This window comes from Heliomicrobium sulfidophilum (assembly GCF_057715735.1).
In genome coordinates this window covers 688520-715428 of record NZ_JBVTZZ010000005.1, presented here as the reverse complement: position 1 = coordinate 715428, position 26909 = coordinate 688520, and the positions used below count along the sequence as shown (strand labels likewise).

Here is a 26909-nt window from a genome sequence, read left to right as displayed (position 1 = left end):
TTTTCGTTATTTCGCTTCCTGGTAGTGGGGGGCCGTCAATTCCCGCACATGTTCTTCAAAGAGCACTTTGTCGACGAAGACGGTTAGGTGCCGGGTCAGGTCCATCTCATAGGGCCGCTTTAAGGGGATTCCGTCAGCGCCGTAGAGGAGACGGACGACAGGGCGGCTTTGGAACGCCTTATTCACGTCGACGACGACGCCGATATCGCCGGTGTTCAGTTGAACGGTGCTGCCGATGGGGTAGATGGCGATATTCTGCAAGAAGATCTGAGAGAGGTTGGGGTCCAGTTCACGGCAACTGGCGGCCAGAATGATCTCATGGGCCTGGTAGGGGAGGTAGCCCTTGCGGTAGACCCGGTCAGCCACGAGGGCGTCGTACATATCGGCGATGGCGACGATGCGGGCGTACTCGTGGATCTCTTCGCCTTTGAGCTGGCGCGGGTAACCTGAGCCGTCAAAGCGCTCCTGGTGCTGGTAGGCCACGTGGGCCGCCGCGAGGGAGAACTCCGACTGGTGGCGGATGATCTCAAAGCCGTATTCGCAGTGCCGGCGGATCTCGGTATACTCTTCCGGGGTTAGACGCCCGGGTTTGTTCAGGATCTCCAGGGGGATCAGCATCTTGCCGATATCGTGGAGGATGGCGCCGCAGGCAAGGTCGTAGAGCTCCAGTTCGTTATATCCCATCGCGATGCCCGTCAATACGGACAACACGCAGACGTTGACGGAATGACCGAAGGTGTAGTCGTCGAAGGTGCGGATGTCGGCCACGTGGTACATGACATGGCGGTTGCGCAGCACCTCGTCGATGATGGCCGAGGTGGCCGTTTTGACGGCAGTCGGTTCTAACCCTTTGTCGGCGTGCAGTTGAACACGGGCGAAGGAGTGGCGGATCGTCTGTACGGCAGCAAGGCGCACCTGCTCGCTGAGCAAGTCGGGAACGGTTAAATCGCCGATCACCTGGTCTTTGATCAGAACGGCAGGCACACCCAGTTCCTTTAGACGCCGGATGAAGGGGGGGGACAGGGTGATGCCGGCACCGAGCAGGGTTTTGCCTTCGGCGCTATAAATGCTGCGGGCCAGGATCATGCCCGGCTCAACAGATTCGATGGATACTTTTCTCAACCGGGCCGCCCCCTTCTGTCAAAGGCATCGATGCAAAACGGACGACAAAAGTCTCACACAAGCCAAACGGAAAGGAAGGATCGTGTAAAGACCTGAAAAAGTCGGGGAAAAAGGCTGAGAAACCTGTTAGTGGAACAATTATCAATGGTTCGCCTCGAACGGACAAAATTCCTGCCCATTTTGCCGGAACAGTATAGGAAAACGGGATCTTAACAGTCTTTTCGCTGGGGGTATTTATTGCTGATGATTCCATCGCTGTGCGCTTTCACGGGTCTTTGAACGGAAAAGGAATATCCCTGTTCTTGTCGAATAGAACCAATAGCAGGCAATCAAAAACTTCATTAGGTTTACCGCTAGGGGAGCCCGGACGATGCCCGGGCTGAGAGGGCGCCGGCGTGAGCGGCGCCGACCCTTTGCACCTGATCTGGAGGAATGCCAGCGGAGGAAAGCGGATAGGCGATTTTTAGCGCGCTATTCCCTTCCTGAATTCGGGGAGGGATTTCTTTATCCGCGCAGGGCAGAATCAAACAAGGAGGAGTATCAATGCAATTAGGCAGGCACTATGGAACTCAGATGGAAAGGGCTCTGCGAGGAGAAGTCACTCCCGAGATGGTCCAGGTGGCCGAATCGGAAGGTTGGCAGCCGGAGGCGCTGATGGCGGAGATCGCCGCCGGACGGATCGTCATTCCAGCCAACAACCGCCGTCCTCGCGAGTCTTACTGCGGTGTGGGCCGGGGCTTGCGGACCAAGGTCAACGCCAATATCGGCACCTCGAAGGGAACATCGGGCATCGAGTTTGAAAAACGCAAGCTCGATATCAGCATCGAGTGCGGCGCTGACGCCGTCATGGATCTGAGCACTGGCCCTGACATCGACGGTGTGCGCCGGGCGCTCATCGAAGGCTGCCCCATCGCCTTCGGCACCGTGCCGATCTACCAGGCCACGGTGGAGGCGCAAGAGATGAAGGGCGCCATCGTCAACATGACCGAGGAGGATATCCTGCGGGCTGTTCAGAAGCAGGCCGAAGATGGCGTCGATTTCATGACCATCCACTGTGGCTTGACGATGGAGGCTTTGGAGCGCCTGCGCAAGCACCCGCGCATCGCCGATATCGTTTCCCGGGGAGGTTCATTCCTGACCGGCTGGATGCTCCATCACCAGCGGCAGAACCCCTTTTACGCGCAGTTTGACCGCATCCTGGAGATCGCCCAGGAGTATGACATCACTTTGAGCCTTGGCGACGCGTTGCGCCCCGGTTGCATCGCCGACGCCACCGACCGAGGCCAGGTGCAGGAACTGATGGTCCTCGGCGAACTGGTTCAGCGCTGCCGCGCCGCCGGCGTGCAGGTCATCGTCGAGGGGCCCGGCCACGTGCCCATGGACCAGGTGGAGATGAACATCAAGCTGCAAAAGCGGCTCTGCGAAGAAGCGCCCTTCTATGTGCTTGGACCCCTTGTCACCGACGTGGCGCCTGGCTATGACCACATCACCTCGGCCATCGGCGGTGCCATTGCGGCTGCGGCTGGCGCTGACTTCCTCTGCTATGTAACCCCGGCGGAGCACCTGGGTCTGCCCAATGAACAGGACGTTCGCCAGGGCATCATCGCCTCCCGCATCGCCGGCCATGCCGCTGACATGGCCAAAGGGATCAAGGGCGCCATGGACTGGGATAAGGCGATGGGCAAGGCACGCAAAGACCTCGACTGGGGCGAGCAACGCCGTTTGGCGATGGACCCCACCGCTTTTGACAAACACCCGCACACGCGCGACAAGACCGGCTGCTCCATGTGCGGTCCCTACTGCGCTATGCGCATTGTGAGCGATTACCTGGGGAGACCGGCGGGGTCCTGCTAGGAGAGGAGGAATCGCCATGTCGGCTCAGGTTCGCCCTTGCTTAGCAGACAAACTGGCGATCATGCGGGAGACACGCCCGCTGATTCATCACCTGACAAACTACGTGACGGTCAATGACTGCGCGAATATGGTCCTGGCGACCGGGGCGTCGCCGGTGATGGCCCATGCGCCGGAAGAGGTGGCCGAACTGGCTTCCATCGCCGGGGCGCTCGTCCTCAACATCGGCACCTTGACCTTGCCTTGGATCGAGTTGATGATCGCAGCCGGGAAAGCGGCCAATGCCGCCGGCACGCCGGTCATCCTCGATCCGGTCGGCGCCGGCGCGACGCCTTTGCGCACGGAATCGTGCCTGCGCATCCTTGAATCCGTCAAGGTGGCCGTCGTGCGGGCCAATGCGGCGGAAGCGGCGGTGTTGGCTGGTCTGGATGGAGAAGTAAAAGGCGTCGACGCCGTCAGCGGCGATGCCCGCGCCGCCGCCCAGGCGCTGGCGCGGCGCTTCGGCGTCGTTGCCGCCGTCACTGGCGTCATCGATTACGTATCCGATGGGCAGCAGACGGTGAAGATCAAAAACGGCGATGCCTGGATGGCGCGCCTGACTGGGACAGGCTGTATGGCCTCATCGGTAACGGGATGCTTCTGCGCCGTTGAAAAAGATCCTTTGACCGCCGCCGCGTCGGCCCTCGCCTTCTATGGCGCGGCGGGGGAAATCGCTGCCGGACGGTCGCCTCTGGTCGAGGCGGGGCCAATCTGGCCAGAGCCGAGGGGGCCCATGAGCTTTAAAACCGCCTTCTTTGACGCCGTTTATTCCCTGGATGGGGAGTGGGCGGCGCGGTTGGCGCGGGTAGAAGCTGTGTAGCCGGTGGATCGCGAAGCATTGAGACGCTTTGATTCTAGGCCAAGGGGAACCTTGGCTCACTAAGTGAATTCTTGTATAGTGGAAAACGGAGGGACGATCCCGTGCCGAAGCAAGCCGGAGGGTCTGTTTTTCATCCGGTTTTTCATAAGGATATCCCCTGGATCTACCTGGTGACCGACCGGCGCGCCTGTGGCGGCCGGTCCTTTTTCCACCAGGTTGAGGCGGCGTTGCGCGGCGGGGTGAACCTGGTCCAGTACCGGGAGAAAGCGGCGGGAACGCGACAGATGGTGGATGAGGCGCGGGCGCTGCATGATCTCTGCCGCCGTTATGGCGCGCTTTTCGTCGTCAACGACCGGCTTGATGTGGCTTTAGCCGTCAATGCCCCGGCGGTCCATCTCGGACAGGATGATATGCCGCTGGCAGAGGCGCGGCGCATCCTCGGGTCGGATATCTGCATCGGCATCTCGGCTTCCTCGGTGGAGGAAGCTGTCGCTGCCGAGCAGGCCGGGGCTGACTACATCGGCGCCAGCGCCGTCTTCACGACGTCGACGAAGGAAGAGGCGCCGGGAATCGGTCTGGGGGGTTGGCGGCTATCTGCCGGTCTGTCTCCATCCCTGTCGTCGGCATCGGCGGCCTTCATGCCGGCAATGCCGCTGCGGTGGTGGCGGCGGGCGGTCGAGGGGTGGCGGTCGTTTCGGCGATCATGAGCGTCGATGAGCCGGAACAGGCCGCTAGGGAAATCGCCGTGGAAGTGACGAGAGCTTACAGGACTTTTTCGGGGCTTTTCGTGTTGTAGATGAAAGGCTTTTTCATAGGGGGCGAATCGCAAGATTGCCCCAAGACGGAAAGGGAGCAAGTGAAGGTGGACAGGCGACAAGAAGGGACGCCGTTGACATCCGTGGGCGAGTTCGGCCTGATTGAGCGGTTGGCTCGGGCCTGGCAGGGCGCCTCCTCCAGCGGAAAAGCCGCCGGCTGTAGCGCTGACAAACCTGGCTGCCTCTCTTTGGTGACGCCCGGTTTGCGGCTGGGAGTCGGCGATGACGCCGCTGTGATCGATGTGCCGGACGGAAAATCGCTGCTGGTGACGACAGACATGCTTGTCGAGAGCGTCCACTTCCTCTGGTCGTCGGAGCGGCGGCGCCTGCTCGGCCGCAAAGCGCTTGCCGTCAATATCAGCGACATTGCCGCCATGGGAGGGATTCCGGCCTGGGCCTTTCTCTCCATCGGCCTTCCCGCCTCTGCAACGGTGGAGGACGTGGAAGAGGTCTACGCCGGCATGGGCGAGTTGGCGTCCCGTTACGGCGTCTCGCTGGCTGGCGGCGACACGGTCCGCTCCGACCAGTGGGTGATCAATGTGACCCTGCTCGGGTTGGCGGCCAAAGCGCCCCTCCGCCGGAGCGGAGGCAAGCCGGGCGACCTGATTCTCGTCACCGGCACGGTGGGCGACTCGGCTGCGGGACTGCATCTCTTGCTATCGGAATGGTCGATGAAGGTTGAAGGAGAAAGGGCCGCCGAAAGTGGGAAAGCCCTAACGAGCGATAGTGAAACAGGTAATACAAAAATAAACGGGATGGAACTAAGTGCAGCGGACCGTCAGAGCCTCCTGACGCGGCACCTCGATCCCACGCCCCGTGTCGCGGAGGCGATGGCCCTCGTCGACCATGGCGGGGTGACGGCGATGATGGACATCAGTGATGGGGTGAGTAGCGAGGTTCACCACTTATGCCGGCACTCAGGCTGCGGCGCCCAGATTGATGTGGCGGCCTTGCCGCTCAGCCCGGCGGCGCGCCGGCTGGCTGAGCGGACTGGGCGGGATCCCCTGGTCTGGGCGCTTACGGGCGGTGAGGACTACGAATTGCTCTTCACGGCGACGGCGGAACAGGTTCCCGGGCTGATCGAAGGTGTTCGCAAAGTGACGGGAACCGAAGTCACCGTGATCGGACAACTGACCGAAGCCTCGGACGGGGTGATGGCTCTCTATCCTGATGAAGAGGGCGGCAAAAGGGTCCCTTTGGCGGCCAAGGGATACAATCATTTTTTATAATGTCGGCAGTTCGCTCCTTTGATGGCGCGCAAGCGGCACAGGAGCGTTAACCGAAAGATTTGGGGTTTAGGAATGGGAACGACCATGACATTGCCCAAGGTATTGACGATCGCCGGGTCGGATCCGAGCGGAGGCGCCGGCATCCAGGCAGACCTCAAAGTACTGACCCAGTTCGGCGTCTACGGCGGCGCCGCGATCACGGCGCTGACGCGGCAGACAAGCGCCGGTGTGCTCGGCCTTTTTCCGTTGCCTGCCGAATGGGTGCTAGAGCAGGTCCGCGATGTGCTATGGGATCTGCGTCCGACTGTGGTAAAGACGGGCATGTTACAACAGCCCGGCGTGATCAGCGGGCTGGGTCGGCTCTGGGGCGAGTATGTCCAGGAGCACCAAATGTCAGGAGAGCAGATTCCGCCCGTTCTGCCATCCCTTTCGCCTGCCCCGGCATTTTCGGCCACAGCTTCTTATCCTATGCTTGTCGTCGATCCGGTCCTTAGTTCGGGCACCGGCGTGAACCTATTGGCGGGAGGCGGGTTGGAGGCTTTTCGGGAGGAATTACTGCCTGTCACCACCGTGCTGACCCCGAATGTGCCGGAAGCAGAGGCGCTGTCCGGGGTGACCATTCGAGACCATGACGACATGATCGGCGCGGCGGAAAGACTTCTCCAATTCGGCGTACAGTGGGTGCTTCTGAAGAGTGGTCATCTGCCCGAGGCGGATCTGGAGAACGACCGGATTGCCGATCTGCTGATCAGCCGGGAGGAACGGCGCTGGTTGTGGGGACGACGGGTGCCGGGCGCCGACCTTCACGGCACTGGCTGTTCCCTTGCGTCAGCGGTAGCTGCCTGCCTTGCCCGGGGACTGCCTGTCCCGGCAGCGGCAGAAAGGGCGGTTGCATGGTTGCGCCAGGGAATCGCCAATCCGGCTTATGTTGGGCAGGGGCGAGGCGTAGTTTGCCAAAACCTATGGGAAAAAACTTCTGGATCGCCTACTTTGTCGTCATCAATACGATAGAGGCGATCCTCCGGACTTAATGATCCCGTTCCTTCCAGGCCTGCTCGATCGACTGGAGCAGGCTTTCCCGATCTAGCGGGATATCCGACCCTTTCGGAGCATTCGAGGTGGGGAGTATGGCCCGATCGACCAAGGCCTGATACATCTCCGTAGGCCAAGGAAGTTCCAGGCCGGCCTGCTTCAAGAGATCCCGCCGGGCGAAGAGTTCCCGGGGCGCGCCCTGGAAGAGCCGCTGTCCCTGATCCAGCAGGACGACTTCGTCTGACCAGCGGGCCACAATGTCCATCTGGTGCAGGGACATGACGATGGTGGCGCCCTCCCGGTTCAACTGTTCCAGCAGTTCGAGGATGCTTCTGGCGCCGGCAGGGTCGAGCCAGGCCAGCGGTTCGTCGAGGATGATCACGCTGGGGCGCATGGCCGCGACGCCGGCGATACAGACCCGCTTTTTTTGGCCGTAGCTGAGGGCGTGGACCGGTCGGTGGCGCAGTTCGGTGATCCCTGTGGCCCGCAGGGCCTCGTCGACGCGGCGGCGCACCTCTGCCTCGGGAAGGCCCATGTTGAGGGGACCGAAGGAGATGTCCTGTTCGACGGAAGCGGAGAACAGTTGGGCGTCAGGGTCCTGAAAGACGAGGCCCACTTGGCTGCGCAGTTCGCGCAAGCCCCGGCGGGAGTAATCGATGGGCCGGCCCTGGAAACGGACGACACCGCGGTGCGGCTTCAAAGCGCCGTTGAGATGAAGGAAAAGGGTTGACTTCCCGGCGCCGTTGGCGCCGACGACGGCGATCTTGCGTCCCGCCGGGAGGGAAAGATCAATACCCCGAAGGCCGCAGTTGCCGTCGGGGTAGCTGTATTCCACTTGTTCTGTTTCCAACAGGGCAGTCACGATGTAAACCATCCTCTTTTTCAGGGAGTGCGGCGTTGATTCGGCCAAAAAGATCAATCCCGGCTGCGCGGTAGCACGCGAAGCTCCTCTTCATACCCTCGGGCCGACAGAGCGATGTAGAGTTCCTTGGAACGGATGAGGGAACGGATGAAGAGGTTGGCGGCCAAGATGCCGAGGGAGCGAAGGCTGTTGGCTTTGGTGGCGTAGCCGAGGCGCGACGCCTGGGCGATCAGGATGGCCTGGGTTGTCTCCATGAGCACGAAAATGAAGCGATAGATGAGAAGCATCAGTTCTGTCACAATCTTGGGCGCCCGTATGCGGGTCGCCAGTTCGATCACATCGACCATTGGCGTGGTGAGCACCAGAAAATAGAGGCTGGCGGTGGCGCCGAGGGAACGAAAGAAGAGGATGCCGGCCTGTTGCAGACCGGCAGCCGATATTCCAGGGGAGTAGGGGCCGATGGTTACCTGGGCCACGGGGTCAAGGGGGGAGGGTGACAGCGCTACAGTCGCGCAGCCGGTGAGTAGGAAGAGACCCGGCACCGTCATCAGTTTCAGGAAGACCGATAAGGGGATGCGAGCCAAGAGGACGAGCAGTGCGCCGGAGAGCACCGTGATCGCTCCGGATAGGCAGGGCGTGGGCGCTATCAGGCTGACAAGCAACCCGGTGAGGGCGGCAAGTCCTTTCCATGCCGGTGATTTGTCTCGCAGCTTATTGGCCCAAGCCCACTGATCGATCGTGAAGAGCATATGTGTGACCCCGTTTAACAAGTTTCGGTAAGTCGATATCAGCGTTCCATCATCGTCAGTTCGCCTATCCGGTGTCTGCTGTTCGCCGGCGCGCTCATGATTTAGTGCGTCAGGCGTCGCCGAGAGGTTTGCGCCCCATGCCGGCGCCCATCCCTGAACCTGTGTGGACGTTAGAACCACTGTTGTTGCGGCGGCGCGCGAAGTAGTAGGCGATGAAGCTGGCGCCGGCGGCGGCTTGCAGGCCGAAGAGAAGCGGTTCGGCCTCTTCACTGGGTTCCCAGAGGGACTCGAACCAGGGTTCGTAATCGGGAGCGATCGTTTGGACCATTTCTCCTGCCTGATCATCAGCGCCAGCAAAATCGCCGGTAAAATGCATGATCAAGGGAACACCCGTCAGAAAAAGAGCTGCTGTGATCAGGACAAGCTTGTTCCGAAGCCCGTTCATGCTTTCACCTCTTTCGAGAAAATCTTCAGCGCCGACAACTCGGCAGTGGAGTATTTGGAGAGGGCGTTGAAGATGACGACGGTCAACAGTCCCTCTGCCAGGGCCAAGGGGACTTGCGTGATAAGGAAGACGGAGCCGAATTTGACGATGGAGCCCATGATTCCGGTAGCTGTATCGGGGAAAGCCAAGGCGAGTTGCAACGTGGTGGTGACATAGGTGGCCAGATCGCCGAAGGCGGCGGCGGCGAAGATGGAGAGATTAGAGGAAAGGTTAAGGCGCTGGCCTAACCGGTAGACGCCGTAGGCGGCGAAGGGGCCCACGATGCCCATGGAGAAGACGTTCGCGCCCAGGGTGGTGATCCCGCCGTGGGCGAGCAGCAGGGCTTGGAAGAGCAACACAATCGAGCCGAGCACCGTCATCACGGTGGGGCCGAAGAGGACGGCGCCCAGACCGGTTCCGGTCGGGTGGGAGGAGCTGCCGGTGACCGAGGGTAGCTTCAAGGCCGACAGCACGAAGGAGAAGGCGCCAGCGACGCCGAGGAGCATTTTGGCTTCCGGATTGGTCCGGACGGTTTTTTCGATGGCGCGCACGCCGTGGACGACGAAGGGCGCCGAGGCGGCGGTCCAGGCGGCGGCATGGCTAAGGGGCAGATAGCCCTCCATGATATGCATTCGCAGACACTCCTTTTTGCGTAGGGGTGGTTTCGTGCTTTCCTAATCTAAAGGCCAGCTTTTTTCATCGTGCCGTACTAGCGGCGATGCCGTGCCGGGGATTAGATAGTGATAAAAACAACAATCATATGTTCGCACGATCCTTAGAGCTGCTTCATCGCCTTCGATAAGACGGTAGATTGTCCGAGCCGGGTGGAGATTTCCCCATAGGCAACAAAATAAAGCCCTCCCTTCCTCCCGAAGTGGGTCTTTCGTTTGCTGCGGGCAGGTCTCCTGGCTCGGGCATCATCCGCTCCCGCCTCCTTCCCAGACCGAAGTCCAGTGGATCTGTGGCGGGTCGTCTTCCCTTACAGTAGCGGGGGCTGCTGAGGCTTTGCACCTCATTCCCTTTTCAGCCGCTAGGCGGCGCCTGCAACAAGGTCAACCTGTGTTCGATTTTTCAGATAGCTATGGAAAGCACTATCTATATGCAATCGTATCACGTCAGGGCGCGCGGGGCAAGGGTGTCGCAAGGTTCAGGCAATAAAATCCTCTTGAAAAAAAGTATTGATCTGGCCCGTCATTTATGATATTAATAAACACATTGTGGGAACCAGGATTCATCCAAATCGGGTTTGGATTGCTTCAACAGACCGACGTCCCTGTTAGGGCGGGTCAGACCCACCCCCGGATGAATCACGTAGGTCCCGGCATCCAATTTGCTGGGAAGGGGGCCGAAATGATGGATTACTCCACTTTCGGACGACATGTCACCATTGACACTTGGGGCGTTGACTTTAAAAAATTGAACGACGCCCGGTTCCTGGAGGAACAGATGATTGAAGCCGCCAAGGCGGCCGGCGCGACCGTTCTCTCGTCCCAGAAGCAGCAGTTTGAGCCGCAAGGCGCGACGGTCTTGGTCCTGTTGTCTGAGAGCCACATCTCCATTCACACCTATCCCGAGAAGGGCTTCGCCGCCCTCGACTGCTACACCTGCGGGGAGACGGTGGATCCGGAAGTGGCCATCAACCACATGATCAAGGTGCTGGTTCCCAAGAAGACGTCGGTAAAGCTGCTCAAGCGCGGCGACGGACCGATTGAGGTCCTGAAATAACGACGGCCCATGAAAAAAAGCCTGGTTCTCGCCAGGCTTTTTCTAATGGGCTGCATTCGTTCTAAAAAAAACAATCTTTTCCAGTGGCGTTACATGGTCCGCTTCAACTCTTCAAACTCTTCGTAATGGCTGCAGAGCAGTTCGGCCAGATCCCCGTCAATTGCCTTTTCCTGGACCATCTTGCGCAGGATCGACTCGACTTTTTCCTGGGGGAGGCCTTTCCGGTAAGGACGGTCTTCCACGAGGGCGGAGAAGATATCGGCCACGGCCACGATCCGGCTGCCGGCGCTGAGTTGCTCGCCTGGGATATGAAAGGGGTAGCCGCGGCCGTCAAGGCGCTCATGGTGGTAGGCGGCCCACTGGGCGATTTCCGAAAAGCCGGGAACCTGATTCAGAATGTGGTAGCTGTGATAGGTGTGCTGTTTGATGATCAGGTACTCCTCCGGTGTCAGGTGGGTCGGCTTTTCCAGAATCTCTTCAGGGATGCTCAGTTTGCCGATGTCGTGAAGGAGGCCAGCCACCTCCAGGCGGGCCATATCAGCGGGAGAGAAGCCGGCCAGTTTGCTCAGGTATGTGGCTGACGCCGACACAAGCCGCGAGTGGCGGAGGGTGAAGCGGCTCTTGCTGTCGATGATGCGGGCGAAGATGGACGCCAGGCCTTTCAACTCGCAGTAGGGGAGTTGGATGGTGTGTTCGTCAGAGCCGACGGCCTGCCGGGTCAGTTCGTCGATGAATGGGGAGTCCAGGTCGAGCCAAAAACTCTCTTTCCCAGCCAGTTCGGCCAGGGCAGGGGATAACTCGGGTCGGAAGACGGTTCCGAACAGGCCGTCGATGGCATCCATGACCTTGCGGCGCTGGGTGAGGACATGCTCTGGCGTCAGGAGGACTTCGATGCGGTCGGCCAGATGGATCAAGTCGCCCAACAGCAGTAATGTAGGATCAATGTCAGACTCGTCTCGGTTGGGCTCGTTCCAATGGTCATGGTGATGTTCGATGATGATGGCCACTTCTTTTAACTGAGGCGAACTCGCCAGCATCCGACGCCCCAGTTCGCAATGGCTCTTGGGGGATTGGATCTCAAAGCGGGAGAGGTCGGTCTTCTGGGCAAAGGTGACGGCGCCGATATCGTGGATGCTTGCTGCGCAATAAAGGGTCTTCAGTGTTTTGACCGGAAGCGCCATCTCCCGTCCGAGGGTAACTGCCAAGTAGGCAACCCGGCGGTGGTGGCGGGAGAGGCCATGGGCGGTGAAGTCCAAGGCCATGGCGAGGGCACCGAGCAGCCGGGGAAGGTCGACGGGGGTGTAGGATGCCATCCGGTTGCCTCCAATTGTTTACGGATTTTTTATGGGACCTTCATGAATCTATCATTCATCTTACCATAAGATAAAGTCGTGTTGCTTTTGTTTTTTCTGCGACGGCGAAGGAGGTGATAATGTGATCAAACGGTTTACGGCGGAATGCATTGAATGTGGCACCGTGCGCAACGTGATCGTTCCCGCCTGTTCCCAGGCGGAACTGGCTGTAGATATGCTGGGCGAAATCGAACGCACCCGCACCTGTCCTTATTGTGAACAGGAAGGCGTTCGCGAACTTCAGGACAGCGTGGCCTAATCAACAAGGCAATGACGCAGTGATGATGGAATTGAACATGACAGCGGTATGGTTAACGGACAGGGTCGGCAGCATGGTCGGCTCTCTTTTTTTAAGAGATTGAAAAGGATCCAGAAAAATGTAGCCACTGGACGCCAGTTCCGTTATCATAGAATTGTGGGCAAATGCGCGAGAAGAGGTGAATGGAATTGAACGTTTCCTATCCTACGGGCACGGAACTCCCTCATGTCGCTTACTTTTGCATGGAATACGGTTTGAGCGCTTCTATTCCTATCTACTCAGGCGGTTTGGGCATTCTAGCAGGGGATTACATCAAGGCAGCCCAGGAACTAGGACGACCGATGGTGGCCGTCGGTATCCTCTGGCGTCAGGGATATACGGAGCAGCATGTCGACGTCAACGGTCAGCCTTATGACGTGTACCGCGATTACGAGTTTCCCGATCTGCGGGATACCGGTGTGACCGTGTCGGTCCGCATCTGGGAGCATGATGTGATCTGCAAGGTCTGGGTCCTGGACAACCAGGGGAATGTCCCCCTCTACCTGCTGGACGCCGGTTTTCCCGGCAGTCCCCACGGCTGGATGACCCAGCGTCTCTATGGCGGTGGGCGGCAGGAGCGCATTGCGGCTGAGATGATCTTGGGCATCGGCGGGATCCGGGCGCTGCGCGCCCTCGGCCTGCCCATCGATGTCTATCACTTTAATGAAGGTCACGCCGTTTTTGCCGGGTTGGAACTGATCCGGGAGAAGATGAACCAGGGGCAATCCTTCGAGCGGGCTTGGCACAACACGCGCCAGGAGATCGTCTTTACGACCCATACGCCTGTCGCTGCTGGCAATGAGGTTCATGACCACGATACGCTCGGGCGGATGGGCGCCTACAACGGCCTCAACTACAACCAGATGCGCGACCTGGGCGGTGATCCCTTCAGCATGACTGTTGCCGGTTTGCGCCTCTCCTACATGGCCAACGGCGTTTCCAAGCTCCATGGCCGGACGGTCCACCGCATGTGGGGGCATCTGGAGTCGATCCCGCTAATCTTTTCCATCACCAACGGTGTCCATCCGGGCACCTGGCAGGATCCCCGGATCAAGCAGGCCTTTGAGACGCGGGGTGACCTGTGGTCGATTCATATGGACAATAAGCGCAAGTTGATTCAGTATGTCAAGGAAAAAGGGTTGGGGAACCTGCGGGAGGACACCCTCCTGATCGGGTTTGCCCGCCGGGCCGCCTCTTATAAGCGGGGAGACCTGATCTTCCGCAATCCCGAGGTTATCGATCCCTACCTGGCGACGGGCAAGATTCAGATCATCTTTTCGGCCAAAGCCCACCCGGCCGACATGATGGGCAAGGAGATCATCGCCCGGCTGGTGGAATTCCAGAAGCGCTACCCTGACAATGTGGTCTTTATCGAAGACTACAACATGGACATCGCTACGCTGATGGTGCGCGGCTGTGACATCTGGCTGAACAACCCCCGCAAGCCTCAGGAGGCCTCGGGGACGTCTGGGATGAAGGCGGCCATGAACGGCGTGCTGAACCTGAGCGTCGAAGACGGCTGGGTCGGCGAAGGGGTGCAGCACGGCATCAACGGCTGGTTGCTCGATTTCCATCCCGGCGAGAACCTTTCGCCGCAGGAGCAGGATGAGTTGGATATGAACTCTCTCTACCGGGTGCTGCTGCAGGAAGTGCTGCCCATGTACAACAACAACCGCAAGCACTGGGTGGAGATGATGATGCTCAGCATCGACATGTCGCGCTGGCAGTTCTCCTCCCACCGGATGTGCCGCGAGTACTATGACCTGATGTACACGCCGGTGACGACGAACAAGCGGCAGTTGTTGAGCCAGTCGATCTGAGGGAAGTTTTTTTGAAGTCTACATAAAACTGTAACCGCGGGGAAACCGGTCTTCCAGTCTCTCCGCGGTTGTTTAATCCGACGATGGTCCCATGCGTCATTCGGCGCAAACGGATATACTGGGATCGAAAAGACTGAGGTAAGAGGACAAGGCCGTAACGATGGAGGAACACCGCGAAGACAACAGAGACACTGGAGACACCGGAGGTAAGCGCCATGAACATATCTCAACTGCCTGCGCCGACGCTCGTCAATGCGGCGTCGAACGGTGACATTGTCCACATGTTGGTGTTGAAAAAAGCGATGGATGTGGCGAAACAACAAGGTTCCGCCGATATTCGGATGATGGAGCAGAGCGTCACCCCCCATCTGGGTCAGCGGATCGATGTCAGAGCATAGCTCGAAAAGGGGTTATGGTTACTGGTGCAGTGTCGCCCAAAGCGTTTTTTGTCCCTTGCGGGATAAGAGGCGCTTTTTGTCTTTTCAGGCAGGGGCAGTTGCCGTTTCCCTATGTGAGAGATTATGATACACTTTCTGGAGGATTTGACAGCAGCGTCAGAGTGGAAGGCGCATAGGAACTGATGTGGGAGGGAGAGCTTATCCTGTAAGGCGAGGCGATGAATGTTGAGGAAGGACTGCGGATGGTGCGCCGCTTGGTGAGAATGCGGCAAAAATGATCGGGAAGATCGACGGGAAGAAGGCAGAGGCGTAAAGCGGAAAGGATCGTGGCCGTGTCGAAGGAATGGTTGGCTCATCGCATTAAGCCGGAGGAAGAAGGGCGGCGGATCGGCAGCGTCCTGCAGTTCTGCCTGGGTTTTTCCCGGCGTCGCTTGCAGGTGTTGACCCGCACCGATGGTTTTCGTCTCAATGGAAAGCGAGCCCATCTCGACCGGCGGGTGAAAGAGGGCGATCTGCTGGAGGTCTGCGTCCACCAGGAGGAGGAAGGCAACCTGGCGCCGGTCGCCATGGACCTGAAGGTGCTCTTCGAAGACGCGGACCTGCTCATCCTCGACAAGCCGGCGGGGATCGAGGTGCACCCGCCGGAACAGCGGGCCCGCTTCCGGCCGACCTTGGCCCACGGCGTGGCTCATTATTTCGCTGAGCGGGGGATCAAGGCGAGGGTCCGGCCGCTGCACCGGCTTGACAAGGACACGACAGGCATTTGTGTCTTCGCGAAAAACGCCTTCGCCCACCAGGCGCTGGACCGGCAGCTCCGCGACGGGAGCTTGCAGCGTGGCTACCTGGCCATCCTGCGCGGCCTGCCGGCAGAACCAGTGGGGATCATCAACGGGCCGATCGGACGCGACCCGGACCACCATATGCGGCGCAGGGTCTGCGATGATGGGGAGACGGCGCTCACCCGGTACAGGGTGACGCAGGTGATCGAACCGAGCGCCTCGGGGACGAAGGAAACACTGGGACATGAGCCGCCTGTGCCGGAGAATGGGGGGGCAGAACCGCTCCTGGCGTTGGCGGAGGTCCTTCTGGAGACGGGACGAACTCACCAGATCCGGGTGCATTTCAGCCACCTTGGCACACCGCTGCTCGGGGACCGGCTATACGGGGGAGACTCTCCCCGTATCAGCCGCCAGGCCTTGCACTCGGCTTGGGTGACTCTTTTTCAGCCCCGCAGCGGGGAGGCGGTGAAGGTCACCTCTAACCTGCCGGAAGATATGGCCCGCCTGATCGACGGAATAGAGATGAGCGAAAATCAAAAGCAGCTATAGAGGAAATAGGTTGAAGAAGCAGATGACAGCGGAGTCAGTTAAAACGAATCTAGGATAACGAAGCAAAATTACGAAGCAAAAGATCGCTAGAGAGATGACGAGGTTATTATGCGGTTACGACGAATCCCGGGCACTCGGGAGAAGATTTTGCAGTACACCCCCTGGCTGGTGACCGATCCGACGGCATGGCAGGGCCGGTGGCAGGAATATATCGCCGGTCGGCTCGGCGAGCAGCGGCAGGCGCCCCTGGAGATCCACCTGGAACTCGGCACAGGCAGGGGACGGTTTATCAATGAGATGGCCCGGGAGTGTCCGGATCGCTTCTGGATCGGCGCCGAACTGCGCGAGGAGGTCCTCCTGGACGCGCTGGAACAGGCGAAAAAGTGGGAAGCGCCCAACTTGGCCTTTTTATGGATCAATGTGGAACAGACGGTCGATATCTTCGGAACTGGCGAGGTTGACGGCATCTACCTCAACTTCTCTGACCCTTGGCCCAAAGCGCGCCATGCCAAACGGCGATTGACCCACCGGCGCTTCCTGGAACGGTACCGGCGCTACCTCAAAACCGGCGGACGGATCCGCTTCAAGACGGACAATGACGATCTCTTCCGGTTCTCCTTGGAAGAGATCGCAGCCAATGGTTTTGCCCTCGAACAGGTGACTTTCGATTTGCACAAGGATCCGGCGCTGGCGTCGATGGAGCTGTCGGCCAGGGTTATGACTGAGTACGAGCGGCGCTTTTCCCGGCAGGGGATGCCGATCTATCGCTGTGAGGCGATGCTGTTGGCGCCGATGGAAAGGGATGGGGCTGCTTCCCGCTAAAGTTGCAGGCGGCGCTGTGTAGTAGATAGGATTCTACAAGGATTGACAGGCACTGCATCATGGTTTACCATAGACTTGCCTGAGGGGAGTAGTTTCACGGGCAAGGTCAACAAACTGGCGTTACCGCCTGGCCTTGCCAGCCTGGACAAGCTGTACCGGCTTGGATAAACGGCTTAACGAGACCTCGGACACGTTTTTTGGCGTGTCCGAGGTCTTTCTGTTTTGTTGGCCTGTTTTGCCGGTTCAACCGCTCTGGGAGAATGCTCGACACATCACGTCATCCGAGCAGATTTCATCGTATTGAGGGAGGAAACATCGTGGAAGCATTTTGGGCATCTACCATCTTCGTCGTGCTCGCCGAGATGGGTGACAAGACACAGTTGCTGGGGATGGCCTTTGCCACCCGCTACAAGGCGATGACGGTTCTGGCTGGTGTCTTCGTCGCTACGCTGCTCAACCATTTCCTGGCGGTGGCGCTGGGCGATTACCTGACCGCCTTTGTGCCCATGGAGACGATCCAACTGGCGGCGGCTATCTCCTTTATCTTCTTCGGCCTCTGGACGGTTCGCGGCGATGAGTTGGAAGGGGAGGACAAGAAGGAGTATTTTGGCCCTTTTCTGACAGTGACGATCGCCTTTTTTATGGCTGAGATGGGGGACAAGACCCAGTTGGCCAGCGTCGCCCTGGCGGCGAAGTATCACAACCTGATCCCAGTTTGGATGGGGACAACAGCAGGGATGATGATCTCCAACCTGATCGGCATCCTCATCGGGGTGGTTCTTGGCAAGCAGATCCCCGAGCGGGTCGTCAAATACGCCTCGGCGGCCATCTTCATCTTTTTCGGCTATGCCGGCATCATCGCTACCGTTCACGACCAGACGACACTCTATGCATTGTTGGGCGGGATTACGGTAATTACGGTTATCGCGCTTTACATGCTGACCCGAAGGGGAAATCAACCTGTTCGCTCAGAGTAATGCCCGGGGCATAATAGGAACAGCAAAGGTTCGTCTGTCTAAATCACCGTATCGGGTATGATACTAGTGAAAGTGATTCGAGGTGACGGAACTTGACTGTAAATGGCAAGGCAGTGGCGATTACGTCCTGCCGGAGTTACGAACGGGAAGAGATGGACGCCGCTGTCGGGCGCCTGTTGGAGCGCCTCGGCGGCCTTGGTTCTCTCGGCAGTCGGAAGTTCATCAGCGCTCAGGAAGGGCCGGATGCCCTGGAAAGCCCGGATGGCGTGGTCATTCCCGCCATCCCGATCCGCCCCGGCATGCGTGTTGCCCTTAAGCCCAACCTGGTCATGGGAAAAGATCCGGCTGCCGCCGTGACGACCCACCCGGCGCTGGTGGAGTCGGTGGCCCGGGCGGTCATCGCTTTGGGCGCGACACCTTTCATCGTCGACAGCCCCGGCGGTCCATCCGGAAACGCCCCTGGGTTGAAGATGGTCTATAAAAAGACGGGCATGGCCGCCGTCGCCGAGCGTCTGGGCATCGAAGTCAGCTACGATACGTCTGAAGTGGAACTGCCCCTCACGAACGGGAGCCCCCTGCGCAAAGTGTCCATCCTGAAGGTGCTCCACGAGGCCGACGCCATCATCAACCTGCCCAAGATCAAGACCCATGCCCAGACTGGCTACACGGGAGCGGTCAAAAATCTCTACGGCGCCATCCCGGGGATGCGCAAGGCGGAGTACCATTTCCGGGTGCAGGAGCGAAAGCCCTTCGGCGAACTGCTCGTGGAACTCAACCTAGCCCTCCGGCCGGCGCTCACCGTCATGGACGGCGTCATCGGCATGGAGGGTGACGGGCCGACGGCGGGGGAACCGAGACCTTTGGGCTACCTGCTGGCCTCCCGCTGCCCCTTCACCCTGGACAACTACGCCCTCTCGCTCATCCACCTCAAGGACATCGAGATGGATCGCGTCGCCCGGGCTCGGGGGCTCGTCGGACCGCTGATCCTGCGGGACGACGGTGAAAAAATCGAACCTGTCCCTTTCCGCCCCGCCTCGCACCGCCGGGTCAACTTCGTCGAAAACCACCTGCCTCCCTTTCTGGCCCGGCCCATCTCGAAGTCGCTCCGACCGCTGCCGGCCTTTGACCGGGACAAGTGCGTCGGTTGCCGCATCTGCCTGCAGAGCTGCCCCGCTGACGCCTTGCAGATGGACGGGATCCCTCAACTGGACAAGGACAAGTGCATCGGCTGCCTCTGCTGCCAGGAGATGTGCCCCGAGCGGGCTGTCGAGGTGCGCCAGACCGGGCTTAGCCGGTTCCTTTTCGGTTCTCGCCGCTGACTGAATTATCAGCGGCGTTTCTTTTTTATTGACAGGTTTTCGCATTCGTGAAAAAATGAAGGTCGCTAAATGAACGTTCATTTAGGAGGGCCTTGAGGCAAAACGATGTGGGAGGCGGTAGAGATTGACGACGGACCTTTGCGGTACCGAGCGGCGCAAGATGTTTATGGCGGCGGCCATGGAACTCGCCTGCCAGCACGGGTATGAAGGCGCCACCATCAAGCGCATCGCCCAGAAATGCGGCGTCACCGTAGGTTCTATCTATCATTACTTTGAGAACAAAGAAGACCTCTTTCGCGAGGCCTTGCGGGAACACACCTTTGCATCTGTCCTGGAGAGACTGATCGGCGAGATTGAAGATAAGCCGATCGAAGAGGGGTTATTCCTCGTCGCCACAGGGTTTATCGGTTTTTTGCGGGAACGGCGGAATTTGATCTCTATTCTCGTCAGCGAGGGCATGCACAACACGGAGTTTGGCGGTCTTTTTATCGACATGGTCCGCCGAAACACGGAGATCATGAGAGCCTATTTCGATGGGAAGATCGCCGAAGGCGAACTGGCGCCCATCGATTCCCGCATTGCCGTGCAGATGTTTTTCGGTCACTTCTTCAACGCCTATCTGCACAAGGAACGTATGCAGATGGAACATCTGCCGCCTGTAGACGAGGCCTTCGTTCGCGGCAGCATCCGGTTGCTCTTGCACAGTTGGAAACAGCCATAGTCGCAGACAGGAGGACGGACATGCAGAATCCACAACAACATAGGAAAACAGGTGTCAAAGCGATCGCCCTAGGATGCATCGTGGCGACGGCGCTGACCCTCACCGGTTGCGGCGCAGTCCCCGAAGCGAAGGTACATAGAGTCGTCGTCGAAACGGTGGGCGATCAGGGGCTGAGCAAGGCTCGCGTCGTCGCCGGACGGGTCATGGGCGATACGGAATCGGCCATCATGAGCAAGCTCAACGCCCGGATTGCCAAGGTCCTCGTCGATGTGGGACAAGAAGTCAACGCAGGCCAGCCGCTGATCCAACTGGATGACCGCGACTTCCGCGCCGCCCTCGCCCAGGCGGAAGCGAACTTACGCGCCGCCCAGGCCCGCTTGGCCGACACGGAAAACGGCGCGCGGCCTCAGGAACGGCAGCAGATGGAGCAACGGATCACCGCAGCGGCGGCGTCCCTCGACATCGCCAAGAAGACGATGGAGAGGACCCAGTCGCTCTTTGACGCCGGCGCCGCGTCGAAAAACCAATTGGAATCGGCGCAACTGGCTTTGACCCAGGCCCAGGCGACCTATGACCAGTTGTTGCAGCAACAGAGCCAGATGCTCGAAGGCGCCACCGCCCAGACGCTGGAGAGCCTGCGAGCCACTGTGGCCCAGATGAGCGCCATCGTCGACCAGGCCCGGTTGAACCTCGAAGCGACGGTCATCACGGCGCCGGTCAACGGCCGCATCGCCTCCAAAGCGGCTCACGAAGGAGAGATGGCCGCCACGGCGCCTGCCGCCAACACCCTGTTGACCATCGTCAGCAGCGAGCCAGTGGTGGAAGCGAGCGTTCCCGAGGAGTATATCAAGCAGATCCAGGTCGGACAGACGATGAAGGCGCGCATCGAGCAGGTCTCTTCGGAGGCTTTTGAGGCGAAAGTGGTCGCCGTCAGCCCCATCGCCAACAGCACCAGCAAAGAGTATCCTGTCAAACTGAGCCTGCCCCAGTCGGGACTCTGGAAATCGGGCATGTACGCCGAGGTCACCCTGCCGAGTGGCGAGAGCAAGGCGCCCATTGTGGTGCCGAAAGACGCTATTGTCAAGCGCGGTTTCGAGCGCGTCGTCATGGTGACCGACGGATCCACGGTGACTGTCCGCCCCGTCACGACGGGCCGTTCTGACGGCAGCAATATGGAGATCTTGAGCGGGCTCAAGGCTGGCGAAAAGATCATCACTGTCGGTCAGAATGAGTTGAAAGACGGCGACGCCATCCAGGTGATCGCCGAAAGGGGAGCGGCAAAATGAAGAAGAAAATCGCCAAAATCGCCGGCGCCGCTCTTTTAGTGTCTGCCCTCGGCTATGCCGGTTACAGCTACGTCGATTCCATCCGCTATGTGACGACCGATGACGCCCGCATCGATGCCGACATGATCAAGGTGGGACCGGAGATCGCCGGACGGGTCCTGGAGATCCGCGTCAAAGAGGGCGATCTCGTCCAGGCCGGCGAGACGATGGTCCGTCTGGAAGAGAAAAACACGACCTTGCAAAACCGCGATTCCGCCCTGGTGCGCGCGCCGGGGACCGGCCTGGTGATGAAAAAGAACGTCAACGACGGCGAACTGGTCTCGCCGGGACAGCGCCTCTTTTTGCTCGCTGACTTCGAGCACCTCTACGTGTCGGCCCGGATCGAAGAGACGAAGATCCACCGCTTGGCTGTCGGCGAGCCTGTCACCTTGACGGTGGACGCCTTCCCCGGACATAAATTGCAAGGCGTTGTGGAACAGGTGGGCTTTGCCGCCGACAGCGTCTTCTCCCTGTTGCCGAGCAGCAACGTGTCGGGCAACTTCATCAAGGTGACCCAACGGATCCCCATCAAAATCAAAATTCTTGACGATCAGGGGCTGCGCATTCTCCCTGGGATGAACGTCATCGCCAAGATCTCCACAGGGGGATGATGAGGTGAAGGCCAAAAAGCTGATCGTCCTCATCGTCGGCGTGTACCTCCTGGCGGCAGGACTGATTTCCGCCTATTACGGATACCAGCATGTCTATTTCGTCCAGACCGACGACGCCAAGGTCGCCATCGACCTGATGGTGGCGCGGGCGCCCATCGGCGGCCATATCACCGATCTGAAAATCCGTGAAAATGAGACCGTCGCCAAAGACGAGATCCTCGCGATCGTAGAGGGAAGCCCTGCGGCCGGCCAGCCAAAGTTGCGGGCGCCTGTATTCGTGCCGATCAGCGGACAAGTGTTGCGGCTTGACGCCCACGAGGGAGAAGCCGTCACCGCCGGCCAGCCGCTCGTCGCCGTAGCCGATCGCGCATCCGCCTATGTAGAGGCGCGATTTGAGGAAGTGGACTCAAGCCGCATCCAGGTGGGCCAGACCGTCGATGTGACCCTTGACGGCGCGGCGAGGCAGGTCTTTCCGGGGGTCGTGTCGTCGATCAACCGGAACACGGAACAGATCACCTGGCCGATCATCTCGCTGACGCCGGCCCAACAGCATCCGAAAGAAGATCAGTTGTTGAACGTGAAAATCCAGGTCCCCGGCGCGCCTCTGATCCCGGGCACAGGCGCTTCCGTCAAGATCCGGGTGAAGGAGTGAAGGCCCATGACTTCGCGTGAAAACGGACACCCTGGCGTGCTGGTGGTGACGATGGTCGTGGTCATCGGCACCTTCATGGCTGTCCTCGACACATCGATTTTGAACGTGGCCTTGCCCAAGCTGATGGTCCTCTTCAGCGTGGACACGAAGGAGATCCAGTGGATCTTGACGGCCTATATGCTCGTCTCGGGCGCCGTCATCCCGATCATGTCCTATCTGGGCGACACTTACGGCTACCGCAACCTCTACGCCTACTGCCTGGCCGCCTTTACAGCCGGATCGCTCCTCTGCGGCCTTGCCTGGAACAACGAAAGCCTGATCGTCTTCCGGGTCATTCAGGCCCTGGGCGGCGGTCTCATTCAGCCGGCCAGCATGGCCCTCATGTTCCGCTTCGTGCCGAAAGAAAAGATGGGCATGGCCATGGGGCTCTTCGGCTTGTCCATCGCCGTGGCCCCTTCCATCGGTCCCTCCCTGGGCGGGTTTATCGTCGAAGATTACAGTTGGCGCTGGCTCTTCATGATCAACGTCCCCCTCGGGGTGCTTGGCTTCGTCCTCTGCCAGACGCTCCTGCCGGAGACGGAGAAGCGACCCTCCAACCATTTCGACTTTTGGGGCCTCTTTCTCTCCTCAGGCAGCGCCTTCCTCTACCTGCTGGCGCTGGACAAGGGGCAGGACTGGGGCTGGTCGAGCTACACCGTCGTCATGCTCCTGCTCACCGCAACGGCGATGGGGGCGTTGTTGGTCGTCGTCGAACTGAATCACCCCAATCCCATGCTCGACCTGCGCCTGTTCAAGGTGCCCCAATTTACCTACAGCGTCGTCATCTCCAGTTGCCTTTACATCATTCTCATCGGCGGTGTGCTGCTCTGGCCAATCTACCTGCAAAACATCCGCGGGTATTCGGCCATGCAGACGGGCCTCATCCTCATGCCCCAGGCAGTGGCCATGGGCCTGATGATGCCAGTCGCCGGGAAGCTCTATGACAAGATCGGCGCCCGCCCCATGGCATTGGTGGGCATCCCCTTGATCGGAGTCTCCACGTACCTGATGCATACGCTGACGGTGGACACGCCTCAATCGGTCTTCAACGTCTGGTTGATCATGCGAGGACTCGGCCTCGGGTTGACCTTCATGCCGGTGAACACGGCCGGCGTTAGCGCCGTTCCGCTCATGAAGGCCGGCGCCGCCTCGACGCTGAACAACCTCGTCCGGGCAGTGGCAGGCTCCTTCGGTATCGCCATCACCACGTCCATGCTGGAGAACCGGCAGGTCTTCCATACGCACCGCATGGTCGAGGGGTTAGACCTCTTTTCGCCGAGTTGGCCCATGATGCAACAGTCGGCGGGCGGCCTCCTGGCGGCCACGGGAGACACGTCAGCGACCCAAGCGACCATGTTGACCCAGATGTACGGGCAGATTCAACTGCACACCAACACCTGGGCCATGGCCGATGTGTTCCTTGCTTTCGCCATTTCTGTCATCGTCGTCGTTCCGATGGTGTTTCTGTTGAAACGAACCGGCGGCGGCAAGGGCGGTCCACCGCCGGTGATGGCGGAGTAGGCTGAGTTTATGGCCAATTGCCAGAGTGTGCCCGAAAAAAACTCGAATCGCGCGAACGGGTATAGCGACCTCTCTTTTGTTGCATCCTTTCTTTTGTTATTATTAGTAACATACGAAGACTGACATAAAGAAACAAAGAGTGGGAATGGCAGTAGAAGGGGGATATTTTCTTGAAAACGAAACTGACAACACTGCTGGGGATTCAATATCCCGTGATTCAGGGCGGCATGGCTTGGGTCTCTGAGGCCAACCTGACGGCTGCCGTCTCCAATGCCGGCGGAGCGGGCATCATCGCCACCGGCGGTCGGCCGACGGAATGGGTCCGCGAGGAGATCCGCAAGGCCCGCAGCCTCACGAACAAGCCTTTCGGCGTCAACATCATGCTGATGGCGCCCAACAAGGACGAGATCGTCGACGTGGTCTGCGAGGAAAAGGTGGCCTTCGTCACCCTCGGCGCCGGCAACCCGGTTCCCTTTTTTGAAAAGCTCAAGAGCGCCGGGATCAAGGTGATCCCTGTCGTCCCCAGCGTCAAGTTGGCGAAGCGGGTCGAAGCGGCAGGTGCGGACGCCGTCGTCATTGAAGGCATGGAGGCGGGCGGCCACATCGGCACCCTGACGACGATGGCCCTCCTGACGAACGTCGTCCCTGAAATGACCATCCCTGTCATCGCCGCCGGCGGCATCGCCGACGGTCGCGGGACCGCCGCCGCGCTGTTGATGGGCGCTTCCGGCGTCCAGATGGGCTCCCGCTTCCTCCTGGCCGAAGAGTGCGCCCTGCATCCCAACGCCAAGAAGCGGATCATCGAGGCCGTCGACACCGACTCCATTGTCACTGGCTACTCCCGCGGCCACGGCGTCCGGGGCTTGAGAAACCGCATGACCGAGAAGTACCTGGAACTGGAGCGGACCGGCGCGCCCCAGGGCGAACTGGACAAGCTGGCCATCGGGACGAACAAGCTGGCCGCCATCGAAGGCGATATTGAAAACGGCCTGGTTCAGGTCGGACAGAGCCTGCATCCCTTGAAGGAGATCAAGCCCACCCAGGCGATCATGGACGAACTGATGGCCCAGACGCGGGAGGCCTTGGCGGGCGCTGCCCGGCTGGCGGCTGCGTTCGAATAGGCTGAGGCCCGGTTTTTTCGTAGCCGATAAATCCGCAAGCTCTACAGGGCACCCTCTGAATGTCAGCCTCTAAATGTCAGCCTTTGAATTGCTGCGTCTGATGGCAGGATTTGAAAGCAGAGCGTGAACACATCCAGGGTCATCGCATTGCATGGGAAAACGGCTGAGAGAACGAAAACCGCCCTTCATCGCAAATAAGCGGAGAGGGGCGGTTTTTGTTTTTGATATTTGGTTTGATAGATGAAAGCGATGGCCTTATTTTGAATCGAAAGAAAAATTGACTATCATATACGAAAGAGGATAAAATACAGACAAAATCATCCGAAAGGAAAGTCGCTGTTTATGGATTCCATCGATCGCAAAGCGATTCGTAAGCTGATGGAGCGGGGACGGACCACCTGGGCGGATCTGGGCGCCAGCCTGGGACTGTCTGCTCCTGGTGCGGCTGACCGGGTGCGCAAACTGGAGGAGCGAGGGGTGATCCGGGGCTACGCCGCCGTGGTCGATCCTGAGGCGTTTGGCCTAGGAGTGACGGCCTATGTCACCGTCTGGCTGGACCGGCCGGAGCATCGCGCCTGCTTTTTAGCGCAGGTGGAGGCGACTGAGGCCGTCCAGGAATGCCACCATGTGGCCGGAGACGAGGATTATCTGTTAAAGGTCCGCTGTGCTTCCTTGCGTGATCTCGAACGGCTGATCAGCGAAGAACTGAAAGGCATGCCCGGCGTTTTGAAGACTCGGACGACCATCGTCATGTCGACGGTGAAGGAGACGCCTCGCTTGCCGCTCCCGGAAATAACGGACAAAGAAGGGATTTGAATTGCCCTACTGGCTAAAAGGGCTGATCATCGGCCTCGCTGTCGCCGCCCCGGTCGGTCCGATCGGCATCCTCTGCATCCGCCGTTCCCTCGCCGAGGGATGGCGCGCTGGCTTTGTTTCCGGTCTCGGAGCGGCCACCGCCGACGCCTTGTACGGCGCTATCGCCGCCTTCGGTCTGACAGCGGTGGCTGAATTGCTTGTACAGGCGGCGGGATGGCTGAAGTGGGTCGGCGGCGCTTTTCTCTGTTACCTCGGATACCGTACGTTGCGCTCCCGCCCGCCGGAGACGACGACAGAGGAGAAAACGTCTTCCCTCGCCGCTGCCTATACGACCACCTTGTCCCTGACTGCGACGAACCCGGCGACGATCATCAGCTTCGCTGCGATCTTCGCCGGGCTTGGTATCGGCAGTGAGGGAACGGATGCCGGCAGCAGCGTCTTGGGCACCGGCGTTTTGGGCGACGTCTCCCTTGGCGCTTTCGGCAACGGCGCTGACAGCATTTTCGGCAGTATCGGAGGATCAGCCGGAGGAGTTGCCGGAGGGATTGCTGGGGGAATAGCGGGGAGCGCAGGAGAGGGTTACGGCGCCGCGTTCGAGATGGTGCTCGGCGTCTTCGTCGGGTCGGCCCTCTGGTGGCTCATCTTAAGCGGCGCCGTCAGCCTGCTGCGCTCCCGTCTCGATGAAACTGCGCTGGTGTGGGTGAACCGGCTGTCGGGAATCATCCTGCTGGGATTCGGGATGTGGGCGCTTTTTTCTACTCTTTAACGACGGGGAAGGGGATCTCCGTCACCAACTGTTCCGGCGGCGTGGTGGCTGGATCAGTGCAGGAAATCTCCCACATGGACACAGGCGGCTACTCGGACCGCCGGCAAAGGTCGCGTTGACCAGCTGGGGGTGGTGACCAGCCAGGCCACTTCCACGTCGACAAGGTCGGGGTTAAATTCCTTGTCATGGTAGAGCATTGTCGGCGTGCCAGCCACACAAGCGTCGGCGGCGGTGATCTCTTCGTAAACCTCGATGGTAAACATGGGTTTCTCCTTTGGTATCCGTTAGCGCCGGT

Annotated in this window: 27 protein-coding genes, 1 pseudogene and 2 riboswitches; of the genes and pseudogenes, 21 read left to right on the top strand and 7 right to left on the bottom strand. The window is 59.6% G+C overall.

The window, feature by feature from the left end; translation table 11 throughout:
- Positions 1 to 6 precede the first annotated feature (6 nt).
- Positions 7 to 1122 (bottom strand): HD-GYP domain-containing protein, encoded by a 1116-nt coding sequence (locus AC0CW1_RS09120; protein WP_488182757.1) that lies wholly within the window; start codon positions 1120 to 1122, stop codon positions 7 to 9.
- A gap of 345 nt (positions 1123 to 1467) precedes the next feature.
- Positions 1468 to 1586: riboswitch (TPP riboswitch) on the top strand.
- A gap of 79 nt (positions 1587 to 1665) precedes the next feature.
- Between AC0CW1_RS09120 and thiC the strand changes: the two genes are divergently transcribed.
- From thiC to thiD, 5 genes and pseudogenes are all read left to right on the top strand, one after another.
- Positions 1666 to 2976, top strand: a complete 1311-nt coding sequence (gene thiC / locus AC0CW1_RS09115) for a phosphomethylpyrimidine synthase ThiC (protein WP_488182756.1) — start codon at positions 1666 to 1668, stop codon at positions 2974 to 2976.
- A gap of 16 nt (positions 2977 to 2992) precedes the next feature.
- Positions 2993 to 3832 (top strand): hydroxyethylthiazole kinase, encoded by an 840-nt coding sequence (gene thiM / locus AC0CW1_RS09110; protein ID WP_488182755.1) that lies wholly within the window; start codon positions 2993 to 2995, stop codon positions 3830 to 3832.
- A gap of 101 nt (positions 3833 to 3933) precedes the next feature.
- Positions 3934 to 4628: pseudogene (thiE, locus tag AC0CW1_RS09105) on the top strand (thiamine phosphate synthase).
- Between the two features lie 66 nt (positions 4629 to 4694).
- Positions 4695 to 5876 (top strand): thiamine-phosphate kinase, encoded by a 1182-nt coding sequence (gene thiL, locus AC0CW1_RS09100; protein ID WP_488182754.1) that lies wholly within the window; start codon positions 4695 to 4697, stop codon positions 5874 to 5876.
- 72 nt (positions 5877 to 5948) lie between these two features.
- The gene (gene thiD, locus AC0CW1_RS09095) at positions 5949 to 6887 is read left to right on the top strand and encodes a bifunctional hydroxymethylpyrimidine kinase/phosphomethylpyrimidine kinase (protein WP_488182753.1); all 939 of its coding nucleotides are present in this window, start codon (positions 5949 to 5951) and stop codon (positions 6885 to 6887) included.
- 16 nt (positions 6888 to 6903) lie between these two features.
- On the opposite strand, the gene AC0CW1_RS09090 is transcribed toward thiD, so the two are convergent.
- From AC0CW1_RS09090 to AC0CW1_RS09075, 4 genes are all read right to left on the bottom strand, one after another.
- The gene (locus AC0CW1_RS09090) at positions 6904 to 7770 is read right to left on the bottom strand and encodes an energy-coupling factor ABC transporter ATP-binding protein (protein WP_488182752.1); all 867 of its coding nucleotides are present in this window, start codon (positions 7768 to 7770) and stop codon (positions 6904 to 6906) included.
- Between the two features lie 53 nt (positions 7771 to 7823).
- Positions 7824 to 8519 (bottom strand): cobalt ECF transporter T component CbiQ, encoded by a 696-nt coding sequence (cbiQ, locus tag AC0CW1_RS09085; protein ID WP_488182751.1) that lies wholly within the window; start codon positions 8517 to 8519, stop codon positions 7824 to 7826.
- A gap of 109 nt (positions 8520 to 8628) precedes the next feature.
- Entirely contained in the window at positions 8629 to 8964 is a 336-nt protein-coding gene (locus AC0CW1_RS09080) for an energy-coupling factor ABC transporter substrate-binding protein (protein ID WP_488182750.1), read from the bottom strand.
- A complete protein-coding gene (locus AC0CW1_RS09075; RefSeq protein ID WP_488182749.1) occupies positions 8961 to 9635 on the bottom strand; it encodes an energy-coupling factor ABC transporter permease in 675 nt (224 codons plus the stop codon). The genes AC0CW1_RS09080 and AC0CW1_RS09075 overlap by 4 nt, the downstream gene beginning before the upstream one ends.
- Before the next feature lie 246 nt (positions 9636 to 9881).
- A riboswitch (cobalamin riboswitch) is annotated at positions 9882 to 10063 on the bottom strand.
- 293 nt (positions 10064 to 10356) lie between these two features.
- Between AC0CW1_RS09075 and speD the strand changes: the two genes are divergently transcribed.
- Positions 10357 to 10728: an adenosylmethionine decarboxylase gene (speD, locus tag AC0CW1_RS09070; RefSeq protein WP_488182748.1), complete on the top strand. Its 372-nt coding sequence runs from the start codon at positions 10357 to 10359 to the stop codon at positions 10726 to 10728.
- An 89-nt stretch (positions 10729 to 10817) separates the two neighbouring features.
- On the opposite strand, the gene AC0CW1_RS09065 is transcribed toward speD, so the two are convergent.
- Positions 10818 to 12041: an HD-GYP domain-containing protein gene (locus AC0CW1_RS09065; RefSeq protein WP_488182747.1), complete on the bottom strand. Its 1224-nt coding sequence runs from the start codon at positions 12039 to 12041 to the stop codon at positions 10818 to 10820.
- Positions 12042 to 12162: 121 nt separating this feature from the next.
- Between AC0CW1_RS09065 and AC0CW1_RS09060 the strand changes: the two genes are divergently transcribed.
- The 15 genes from AC0CW1_RS09060 (at position 12163) to AC0CW1_RS08990 (ending at position 26614) form a co-directional block, all read left to right on the top strand.
- Positions 12163 to 12339, top strand: coding sequence for a hypothetical protein (locus tag AC0CW1_RS09060; RefSeq protein ID WP_488182746.1), 177 nt, complete (start codon positions 12163 to 12165; stop codon positions 12337 to 12339).
- A 188-nt stretch (positions 12340 to 12527) separates the two neighbouring features.
- On the top strand, positions 12528 to 14198 hold the full coding sequence (gene glgP, locus AC0CW1_RS09055; RefSeq protein WP_488182745.1) for an alpha-glucan family phosphorylase: 1671 nt from the start codon (positions 12528 to 12530) through the stop codon (positions 14196 to 14198).
- Positions 14199 to 14413: 215 nt separating this feature from the next.
- The gene (locus AC0CW1_RS09050) at positions 14414 to 14596 is read left to right on the top strand and encodes a YjfB family protein (RefSeq protein ID WP_488182744.1); all 183 of its coding nucleotides are present in this window, start codon (positions 14414 to 14416) and stop codon (positions 14594 to 14596) included.
- 326 nt (positions 14597 to 14922) lie between these two features.
- Positions 14923 to 15924, top strand: a complete 1002-nt coding sequence (locus tag AC0CW1_RS09045; protein WP_488182743.1) for an RluA family pseudouridine synthase — start codon at positions 14923 to 14925, stop codon at positions 15922 to 15924.
- Between the two features lie 108 nt (positions 15925 to 16032).
- On the top strand, positions 16033 to 16746 hold the full coding sequence (gene trmB, locus AC0CW1_RS09040; RefSeq protein ID WP_488182742.1) for a tRNA (guanosine(46)-N7)-methyltransferase TrmB: 714 nt from the start codon (positions 16033 to 16035) through the stop codon (positions 16744 to 16746).
- 317 nt (positions 16747 to 17063) lie between these two features.
- Entirely contained in the window at positions 17064 to 17723 is a 660-nt protein-coding gene (locus AC0CW1_RS09035; RefSeq protein WP_488182741.1) for a TMEM165/GDT1 family protein, read from the top strand.
- A 92-nt stretch (positions 17724 to 17815) separates the two neighbouring features.
- Complete coding sequence (locus tag AC0CW1_RS09030) at positions 17816 to 19042, top strand: DUF362 domain-containing protein (protein ID WP_488182740.1); 1227 nt, start codon at positions 17816 to 17818, stop codon at positions 19040 to 19042.
- Between the two features lie 124 nt (positions 19043 to 19166).
- Positions 19167 to 19763 carry a TetR/AcrR family transcriptional regulator gene (locus AC0CW1_RS09025; protein ID WP_488182739.1) on the top strand — a complete coding sequence of 199 codons (597 nt, stop codon included), beginning with the start codon at positions 19167 to 19169 and terminating at the stop codon, positions 19761 to 19763.
- A gap of 20 nt (positions 19764 to 19783) precedes the next feature.
- Entirely contained in the window at positions 19784 to 21049 is a 1266-nt protein-coding gene (locus AC0CW1_RS09020) for an efflux RND transporter periplasmic adaptor subunit (RefSeq protein ID WP_488182738.1), read from the top strand.
- Entirely contained in the window at positions 21046 to 21699 is a 654-nt protein-coding gene (locus AC0CW1_RS09015) for an HlyD family secretion protein (protein WP_488182737.1), read from the top strand. The genes AC0CW1_RS09020 and AC0CW1_RS09015 overlap by 4 nt, the downstream gene beginning before the upstream one ends.
- 4 nt (positions 21700 to 21703) lie before the next feature.
- Complete coding sequence (locus AC0CW1_RS09010; protein ID WP_488182736.1) at positions 21704 to 22351, top strand: hypothetical protein; 648 nt, start codon at positions 21704 to 21706, stop codon at positions 22349 to 22351.
- A gap of 6 nt (positions 22352 to 22357) precedes the next feature.
- On the top strand, positions 22358 to 23911 hold the full coding sequence (locus AC0CW1_RS09005) for a DHA2 family efflux MFS transporter permease subunit (RefSeq protein ID WP_488182735.1): 1554 nt from the start codon (positions 22358 to 22360) through the stop codon (positions 23909 to 23911).
- Positions 23912 to 24081: 170 nt separating this feature from the next.
- Entirely contained in the window at positions 24082 to 25032 is a 951-nt protein-coding gene (locus tag AC0CW1_RS09000; protein WP_488182734.1) for a nitronate monooxygenase, read from the top strand.
- A gap of 342 nt (positions 25033 to 25374) precedes the next feature.
- Entirely contained in the window at positions 25375 to 25848 is a 474-nt protein-coding gene (locus AC0CW1_RS08995; RefSeq protein ID WP_488182733.1) for an Lrp/AsnC family transcriptional regulator, read from the top strand.
- Between the two features lies 1 nt (position 25849).
- The gene (locus AC0CW1_RS08990) at positions 25850 to 26614 is read left to right on the top strand and encodes a LysE family translocator (RefSeq protein WP_488182732.1); all 765 of its coding nucleotides are present in this window, start codon (positions 25850 to 25852) and stop codon (positions 26612 to 26614) included.
- A gap of 53 nt (positions 26615 to 26667) precedes the next feature.
- Here AC0CW1_RS08990 and AC0CW1_RS08985 read toward each other — a convergent pair whose 3' ends face one another.
- Positions 26668 to 26877 (bottom strand): GyrI-like domain-containing protein, encoded by a 210-nt coding sequence (locus tag AC0CW1_RS08985; protein WP_488182731.1) that lies wholly within the window; start codon positions 26875 to 26877, stop codon positions 26668 to 26670.
- Between the last annotated feature and the right edge of the window lie 32 nt (positions 26878 to 26909).

Bases quoted from the DNA above. Each gene is read 5' to 3' on its own strand.
- thiC (WP_488182756.1), top strand. From the start codon at position 1,666: ATGCAATTAGGCAGGCACTATGGAACTCAGATGGAAAGGGCTCTGCGA.
- thiM (WP_488182755.1), top strand. From the start codon at position 2,993: ATGTCGGCTCAGGTTCGCCCTTGCTTAGCAGACAAACTGGCGATCATG.
- thiD (WP_488182753.1), top strand. From the start codon at position 5,949: ATGGGAACGACCATGACATTGCCCAAGGTATTGACGATCGCCGGGTCG.
- cbiQ (WP_488182751.1), bottom strand. From the start codon at position 8,519: ATGCTCTTCACGATCGATCAGTGGGCTTGGGCCAATAAGCTGCGAGAC.
- AC0CW1_RS09080 (WP_488182750.1), bottom strand. From the start codon at position 8,964: ATGAACGGGCTTCGGAACAAGCTTGTCCTGATCACAGCAGCTCTTTTT.
- AC0CW1_RS09075 (WP_488182749.1), bottom strand. From the start codon at position 9,635: ATGCATATCATGGAGGGCTATCTGCCCCTTAGCCATGCCGCCGCCTGG.
- speD (WP_488182748.1), top strand. From the start codon at position 10,357: ATGGATTACTCCACTTTCGGACGACATGTCACCATTGACACTTGGGGC.
- AC0CW1_RS09065 (WP_488182747.1), bottom strand. From the start codon at position 12,041: ATGGCATCCTACACCCCCGTCGACCTTCCCCGGCTGCTCGGTGCCCTC.
- AC0CW1_RS09050 (WP_488182744.1), top strand. From the start codon at position 14,414: ATGAACATATCTCAACTGCCTGCGCCGACGCTCGTCAATGCGGCGTCG.
- trmB (WP_488182742.1), top strand. From the start codon at position 16,033: ATGCGGTTACGACGAATCCCGGGCACTCGGGAGAAGATTTTGCAGTAC.
- AC0CW1_RS09020 (WP_488182738.1), top strand. From the start codon at position 19,784: ATGCAGAATCCACAACAACATAGGAAAACAGGTGTCAAAGCGATCGCC.
- AC0CW1_RS09015 (WP_488182737.1), top strand. From the start codon at position 21,046: ATGAAGAAGAAAATCGCCAAAATCGCCGGCGCCGCTCTTTTAGTGTCT.
- AC0CW1_RS09005 (WP_488182735.1), top strand. From the start codon at position 22,358: ATGACTTCGCGTGAAAACGGACACCCTGGCGTGCTGGTGGTGACGATG.
- AC0CW1_RS08995 (WP_488182733.1), top strand. From the start codon at position 25,375: ATGGATTCCATCGATCGCAAAGCGATTCGTAAGCTGATGGAGCGGGGA.
- AC0CW1_RS08985 (WP_488182731.1), bottom strand. From the start codon at position 26,877: ATGTTTACCATCGAGGTTTACGAAGAGATCACCGCCGCCGACGCTTGT.